This window comes from Nonomuraea jiangxiensis, from assembly GCF_900099965.1.
Lineage (GTDB): Bacteria > Actinomycetota > Actinomycetes > Streptosporangiales > Streptosporangiaceae > Nonomuraea > Nonomuraea jiangxiensis.
In genome coordinates, this window is the sequence record NZ_FNDJ01000013.1 from 347856 (window position 1) to 354720 (window position 6865).

The following is a 6865-nucleotide window of genomic DNA, read 5'->3' on the forward strand; positions in this document are numbered from 1 at the left end:
CATTCAGCGGAAGGTCTCGCGGTGGTCGCGGGCCCACTGCTGGAAGCTGCGCGGTGGTTTCCCGGTGAGGTCCGTGACCGTCGAGGTGACCAGGGTCGAGGCCGAGCGGTTCTCGGCCGCCGAGAGTAGCGCGTCCACGAGGGCGGGCGGACGGCCGTCGGCCAGCATCTGCGCCCGCGCGTCCTGGACGGGGACTTCTTCGAAGCGGAGCTCGCGGCCGATCGCCGCACCGATCGCCTGGACCTGTTCGGGGCGGCTGATCGTCTGGGGCCCAGTCAGCCGGTAGGTCGCCCCCAGGTGAGTGTCGTCGGTGAGCGTACGGGCGGCGACGGCCGCGATGTCACGCGGGTCGATGACCGCCGTCGCCGCGGTCAGCGGGCCACGCACCACCCCGGTGGTTCGGATCTGCTCGGCCCAGCCCAGGGTGTTGCTGGCGATGGTGTCCACACGCAGGATGGTCCGTGGCAGGCCGGACTCCTCGATCAGGCGTTCCATGTCGGCGTGCAGTTTGAAGATGGGGTCGTCGCGTTCCTCGGGGCGGCCGTCCACGCCGATCGAGGACAGGTAGACCAGACGCTGGGCGTTTCGGGCGATCGCTTCCAGCACAGCGGGCGCGCCTTGGGTGGTGAGGAACGGCCACACCAGGAAGACCGTCTTGATCCCGGTCAGTGCCTCGGCCAGTCCTTCTGGGGCGTCGAGGCTTCCCGCCGCGACGCTGATGCCGTGGGGCACTCGGGTGGCTGCGGCCTCGCTCGGAAGCACCAGGGCGTGGACATCGGCCGTGCCCGTCGCGTGGAGTTGGGAGAGCACGTGTCGCCCAACGTTTCCCGTGGCCCCGATCACCAGAATCATTGCCTCATCCCTTTCGGAGGTCTCATTTTCCGACGATCGTGCGGTCTGCTGAGCCCTTATGGCGACTCAGAAGCGGTCGTACGAGCCGAATTCGACACTGAATAGTGTGTGACGGTGGAAACCGACATAGCGGACGAGCTAGACCGACGGCTGATCCACGCGCTCCAGCTCGACGCGCGCGCGCCGTTCAGCCGCATCGCTGAGGTTCTGGGCGTCTCTGACCAGACGGTCGCGCGTCGCTACCGGCGGTTGCGTTCGGCCGATCTGCTGCGGGTCGTGGCGGTGCCGCCCACCAACTTCTACGGGCACGGGCGCTGGATGCTGCGGCTGCGCTGTGTCCCGGGGGCGGCCGACGCGATCGCCTCCGCGCTGGCCCGCCGTCCCGACACGGCGTGGGTGCAATTGGTCTCAGGAGGCACCGAGGTGCAGTGCATCATCCGCGCCCGGGTTCCCGGTGAGAGCGAGCAGCTTCTTCTGGAACGTCTGCCCCGCCATGGGCGGGTGGTGGACATCGCCGCCTACTCGCTGCTGCACACGTTCTATGGCTCACCCGGACGGGTTCGGCTGCTCAACGCCCTCACGCCGGAGGAGGCGGCCCAGCTCGGCCCGGGGCCCGACGCGGTGACGGGCGCCGACCTGACGCACTGCGATGCCGATGACCTACGCCTGTTCAACGTCCTCGCCCGCGACGCCCGTACGGGACTGGCCGATCTCGCGGCCGCCACCGGCTGGTCGCAGTCGACCGTGCGGCGGCGGATGGACGAGCTCCGAGCCAGCGGCGCGCTCCACTTCTACGCCGAGTTCGATCTCACCTACCTCGGCTATCGTGCGGGCACGCGGCTGTGGGCCTCGGCCCCGCCCGCCGAGCTGGCCGCCGCCGGGGAGGCCCTGGCCTCTCATCCCGAGGTGGTCTTCGCCGCCGCCACCACCGGGCCCACCAACCTGGTCGCCACGGTGATCTGCACCGACGCGCACGACGTGTACCGGTACCTCACCGAACGCGTCGCGGCTCTGCCCGCCATCACCCAGGTGGAGACGACCCCGGTCATCCAGACCCGTAAACGCGTCGGCCGCCTCCTGCAGGCGGCCCTCGACGGGTGAACCTTGCGATCGCCTCGGTGCACGCGGTCAATGGTGTTCAGGGGGTTGGGCCGTGACATCGGGCGCCTATTAGTTGATCTTGACGGTTCGGGCCGAGTACGGCGGAAGCTCCGCCATCAGACGACCCCGCCCATCACGACCGGGCCACCGCCGGCCGCCCAGAGCCAGGCGAGCAGGCCCTGCGAGCTCTCTTCACCACCGGCCGGGTCCAGCGATCAACCCGCCCGCCGGCAGCCAGCCGAGCTGCACCGCGAACACCCAGATCGCCACCAGCCCGACCCAGAACACCGGGGCGGCCTCGTTCGCGAACGCCGTCCCGCTGACCAGCCCAGCCATGAGTCACGCCGCCAGGCGGCCAGCGTCCCGACGGCCAGCCCGGCCACCAGCATCACCACGAGCGCGCAACCGACGGCGCGCCGTCGCCGTGGCACCGTCCGACGGGACGACTTCCGCCCGTGCGCCGTGGGGTCGTGGTGGCGGTCACGCGGCTACGGTGGTGTCCAGGAATTCTCGTACGGTGGCGGCGAAGGTGGCCGGGGCGTCGTCGTGGGCCCAGTGGCCGCAGCCGGGGAGTTCGCGCAGTACGGTGCCCGGACGGCGCTCGGCCATCTGGCGGGCCATGGCGGTGGGCAGGATGAAGCTGTCCAGGCCGTGGATCAGCAGGGCCGGGCAGGTGGAGCCGAGCCAGTCGGGCCACCAGTCGCCGATCAGGGCCTCCTGCGAGGCCATCATGTCGTCGTAGTCGAACAGCAGCCCCCACCCGTCGGGGTGTTCGACGGCGCTCTCCAGGAAGTAGCTCGCGTCCGGGATGCCCTGGGCCTCGATGGCGTGGCGCAGGGCGGCGAGGGTGGGGGCGCGGCGGGGCCAGCCGGTCACGTCGAGGATGGGGTGCTGGATATCGGGTCGCCGGTTGAGCGCGCCTCCCTCCTCCACGATGAGGGCCCGTACGAGGCCGGGGTGGCGGGCGGCGAGCCGGAACGCGGTGACGCCGCCCATCGAGTGGCCGAGCACGACGACCGGGCCCAGGCCGAGCCCGCGCAGGAACGCGGCGGCGTCGGCCACGTAGGCGTCCTGGCTGAAGTCGCCGTCGCCGCGATCGCTGTGGCCGTGGCCGCGCTGCTCCAGGGCGATCACGCGGTAGCGGGGGGCCAGGGCAACGGCCAGCGGCGCGAAGTTACGGCCCCGGCCGAAGTGCCCATGTAGGGCGAGCACCACCGCCGCCTGCGCCCCACTCTCGAACCGACCACCACCACCGGCGCCACCGCTCCCAGGCGCGGGCCCGCCGACGATCCCGTTGCCGGTCGCGAGGGGGAGATCCCCGATCATGGGGTGGGAGTCGAGCCAGGCCAGGCGAAGTCCGCGAACGGTGGTGAAGTGCTCGGTCATCCCATTCATGAGCCGTGATGTCCTTTCGTGGCTTCGGGGTCGCGTAGGAGGAGGATGGTCACGGTGCCGGCAGCCGCCGCGAGGATCGCGGTGATGGTGGTGGCCTGGGCGAAGGCGTCGGTGAACGCGGCGGTGGCCGTGGTAGCCAGCCGGGCGCCGTCCGCCCCGCCCAGGTGGCGGGCCGCGTCGAGGGCGCCGGAGATCGACGCCGCCTGATGCGCGGGCAGGCGCGCGGCCAGATGGGCGGCGGCCAGGCCACCGAGTACGGCCACGCCCAAGCTCCCGCCCACCTTGAACGCCGTCTCGTTCACGGCCGCGGCGGACCCGGAGCGGTGCGCGGGAGCCGAACCCAGCATGGCGGTGGCGGAGGCGTTCACCGTGACGGCGTTGCCGGCGGCCAGCACGGCCACGCCCGCGATCACGGCGGCGTACTGACCGGATCGTATCCCCGCCACCATCAGCGCCGAGCCGCTCGCCAGCACCAGCAGCCCGACCGTCGCCGTGGGCCGTACGCCACGCCGCGCGACCATTCTGGCCACCAGCGGCGCCACCCCGAGCTGGGCCACGGCGACCGGCAGCAGGAGCAGCGCCGCCTGGGACGGGGAGTGCCCGCGTACGTCCTGCAGGTACTGGGTGATCAGGAACAGCACGCCCATCAGCGCGAAGAACCCGGTCGCGGCGGCGAGCGCGGCCGGCCAGAACGAGCGGGCGCCCACCATGCGCAGGTCAAGCAGCGGATGCCTCGCCCGCCGCTGGCGTATGGCGAACGCGGCCAGCAGCGCCGCCGCCCCGGCCGCCTCCACCAGGGTGACTGGGCCGAACCATCCCCGGTGCGGGGCCTCGATCACCGTGTGCACCGTGGCCACGAACGCCCCCGACACCAGCAGGGCGCCGATCACGTCCAGCCGGCCGGTGGCGGCCCGGCGTGGCCGGGGATCGGCCGGTACGACGTACGCGATGGCGAGGGCGGCGACCGCCAGGACGACCACGTTGGCCACGAACAGTGAACGCCAACCGAAGCCCTCCACGAGCACCCCGCCCGTCAGCGGCCCCAGCACCACGCCGAGGCTCGCCACGACACCCCAGGCGGCCAGCGCCCTGGGCAGTTCCGGGCGGGGGAAGATGTCCCGGACTATCGCCAGCGTGGCCGGGGTGATAATCGCGTTGCCCGCGCCCTGCAGGGCCCGGGTGGCGATGAGCTGCTCCGGAGTCCGGGAGACGGCGGCCAGGAGTGAGGCCAGCGCGAATACGGCCAGTCCCGCCATCAGCAGCCGCCGCCTGCCGAACCGGTCGGCCAGGGCGCCCATTGTGATCAGTAGCGACGCCAGGGCCAGTACGGCAGCTTCGGTGATCCACTGCAGTTGTGAGGTGGTGGCGTGCAGGTCCACCGCGATGGACGGCAGCGCGATGGTCACCGCCATCACGCTGACGCTCATGACGAGCAGCGCCGAGCACAGCGCCACCAAGATCCCCCGCCGCCGCGGATGCCCGGAACCTCCCGAACCGGACCCCGGCAGACGACAGGGTCTCGGCGCGTGCCGGGCATCGGGCGGGGGTGGGGCAGGTGGGGGCATGGGGGCACCTCCAAGGGGTCGGTCGACGGCGAGGAGCCGTTAGCATAACGATTGTTATGCTAACTAAGCAAAACAGTCGTTATGCGAATAAGCTGGGCACCCACCCACCGAAAGGAAGGCCGACGTGGCCAGGCCCCGCGATCCACAGCGCCGCGAAGAACTGCTCGACGCGATCGTCGGCTACCTGGCCGAGCACGGCATCGCCCAGCTCTCCCTACGCCCCTTGGCCAAGGCGCTCGGCCACAGCACCTACGTGCTCACCCACCACTTCGCCAGCAAGGACGAGCTGATCAGCGCGATCCTCGCCCACCTCGACCAGCGCCAGAGGGGCCGCGTGGGCGCCCTGCCCGGCCCCGGGACGAGTGGCGGCCTGAGCCTGGGCGACGTGGTGCGCGCCTCGTGGGCCTGGCACCTGAGCGAGGACCTGCCGATCGTCCGGCTGCTGCACGAGATCGAGGGCCTGTCGGCCGCAGGCCGCCTGTCGGGCCCGTACGTGCCCAAGATGCTCGGCGACCGCGCCGAGTTCGTGGCCGACGTGCTACGCGCGCACGGCGTGCCCGAGGAGGCGGCGCTGCGCAAGGCCACCCTGCTGAACGCCGCCTACGCCGGCCTGCAGATCGACTATCTGACGACCGGCGACAAGGAGCGGGTCGAGGCGGCGCTGGACGAGCTGGCCGGCACCGCCGACTCCTGGACCAGCCGGGAGTAAGATCCGGGCCGGCGCGAGCATGACGGCATCGGCTCGTCCACCAGCCACCGCATCATCGCCATCAGCCATCGTTATCTGGCATTTTCGAGCGAACTAGCTGGTCAGCCGCTTGAAGGTCGTCAAGGCATCCGCTACGCCTACACCAAGCGCGGTGAGCGGGAGACGGACGGCGTGCTACGCCACAGCCTCGAGAAGAAGCCCAACGCCACCTGGTGGCCGAGCACACCATCGGTTACCAGGGCAACCTGCAGCGCGCCAGCGACCACGCCAAGATCCAGAACGCCGACAACCCCGGCGGCGCCTACCTGGAACACGACCACACACCTACGACCCGCTCGACCGCACCACCACTAAGACCGAGAAGGAAGGCACCGCGAGCGCCAAGACCACCACCTACTCCTACCTCGGCCTTTCCGGCGAGATCCTGGACGAGGGGGTGGCCGGCAAGCTCACCAAGTCCTTCCAGTACTCGCTGTGGGGCGAGCGCCTGTCCCAGGTGAAGGTCAACGCCGACAACACGGAGGAGTCCTCCTACTACGGCTACAACCCGCACACCGACGTCGAGCAGATCACCAAGGAGAACGGCGACACCCGCGCGACCTACGGCTACACCGCCTACGGCAAGCACGACAACAACTGGCAACACTCCAGCGTGGAAGCGTTACGGGGTGAGTGCGATGCTCGGGCCCAATGAATGCACGCACTAAGTGAGTGTTTGAGAAGGGGTTCGTTGTAGTACAGGCGGTTCGGGGTGTGGGGGATAGTGGGTAGATGCCGCGCGATCGTCGCTATCCCTCGGATCTGACCGACGCGCAGTGGGCGCTGATCGAACCGTTGTTACCTCCGCCCCGGCCTGGTGGGCGGCCGGAGAAGCATCCACGCCGTGATGTGGTGGATGCCATCTTGTACGTGGTGCGTACCGGTTGTGCCTGGCGGCAGTTGCCGTTCGACTTCCCGCCCTGGCAGACGGTGTACTGGTACTTCGTCCGCTGGGAAAAAGCCGGGGTCACCGAGCAGGTCTTGGCCGTGTTACGCCGGCGGGTGCGCAGGCAGCAGGGGCGTGCCGAGGAGCCTTCAGCGGGGGTCATCGACTCCCAGAGCGTCAAGGGCGCCGACACCGTCCCGTGCACCTCACGGGGGTATGACGCGAATAATTATCTGGGGTTGGATGTTATGCCGGGCTGGGTGGATCAGGGCTGGCCAGCGAAGGTCTGACAGCGTGGCCGCCAGAGATAATTACAGG

General features: G+C 70.3%; 7 protein-coding genes and 1 pseudogene. 4 read left to right on the forward strand and 4 right to left on the reverse strand.

Features of this window, described 5'->3' with window-relative positions; genetic code table 11:
- Window positions 1–3: 3 nt before the first annotated feature.
- Window positions 4–852, reverse strand: coding sequence for an NAD(P)H-binding protein (locus BLS95_RS28885; protein WP_176993424.1), 849 nt, complete (start codon window positions 850–852; stop codon window positions 4–6).
- 114 nt (window positions 853–966) lie between these two features.
- On the opposite strand from BLS95_RS28885, the gene BLS95_RS28890 reads away from it, so the two are divergent.
- Window positions 967–1953, forward strand: coding sequence for an Lrp/AsnC family transcriptional regulator (locus BLS95_RS28890; protein WP_090938119.1), 987 nt, complete (start codon window positions 967–969; stop codon window positions 1951–1953).
- A 192-nt stretch (window positions 1954–2145) separates the two neighbouring features.
- On the opposite strand, the gene BLS95_RS55905 is transcribed toward BLS95_RS28890, so the two are convergent.
- The 3 genes from BLS95_RS55905 to BLS95_RS28905 all read right to left on the reverse strand — a co-directional run bounded on the left by BLS95_RS55905 (window position 2146) and on the right by BLS95_RS28905 (window position 4913).
- Window positions 2146–2289, reverse strand: a complete 144-nt coding sequence (locus tag BLS95_RS55905) for a hypothetical protein (RefSeq protein WP_176993425.1) — start codon at window positions 2287–2289, stop codon at window positions 2146–2148.
- Between the two features lie 144 nt (window positions 2290–2433).
- Window positions 2434–3348 carry an alpha/beta fold hydrolase gene (locus BLS95_RS28900; protein WP_245765338.1) on the reverse strand — a complete coding sequence of 305 codons (915 nt, stop codon included), beginning with the start codon at window positions 3346–3348 and terminating at the stop codon, window positions 2434–2436.
- Window positions 3345–4913, reverse strand: coding sequence for an MFS transporter (locus tag BLS95_RS28905; RefSeq protein WP_090937964.1), 1569 nt, complete (start codon window positions 4911–4913; stop codon window positions 3345–3347). The genes BLS95_RS28900 and BLS95_RS28905 overlap by 4 nt, the downstream gene beginning before the upstream one ends.
- 124 nt (window positions 4914–5037) lie before the next feature.
- Here BLS95_RS28905 and BLS95_RS28910 point away from each other — a divergent pair, with 124 nt between their 5' ends.
- The 3 genes and pseudogenes from BLS95_RS28910 to BLS95_RS28925 form a co-directional block, all read left to right on the forward strand.
- Window positions 5038–5622, forward strand: a complete 585-nt coding sequence (locus BLS95_RS28910) for a TetR/AcrR family transcriptional regulator (protein WP_090937967.1) — start codon at window positions 5038–5040, stop codon at window positions 5620–5622.
- 436 nt (window positions 5623–6058) lie between these two features.
- On the forward strand, window positions 6059–6316 hold the full coding sequence (locus tag BLS95_RS28920; RefSeq protein WP_090937972.1) for a hypothetical protein: 258 nt from the start codon (window positions 6059–6061) through the stop codon (window positions 6314–6316).
- A gap of 77 nt (window positions 6317–6393) precedes the next feature.
- Window positions 6394–6771 (forward strand): annotated as a pseudogene (locus BLS95_RS28925) (IS5 family transposase); the annotation flags it as partial.
- Between the last annotated feature and the right edge of the window lie 94 nt (window positions 6772–6865).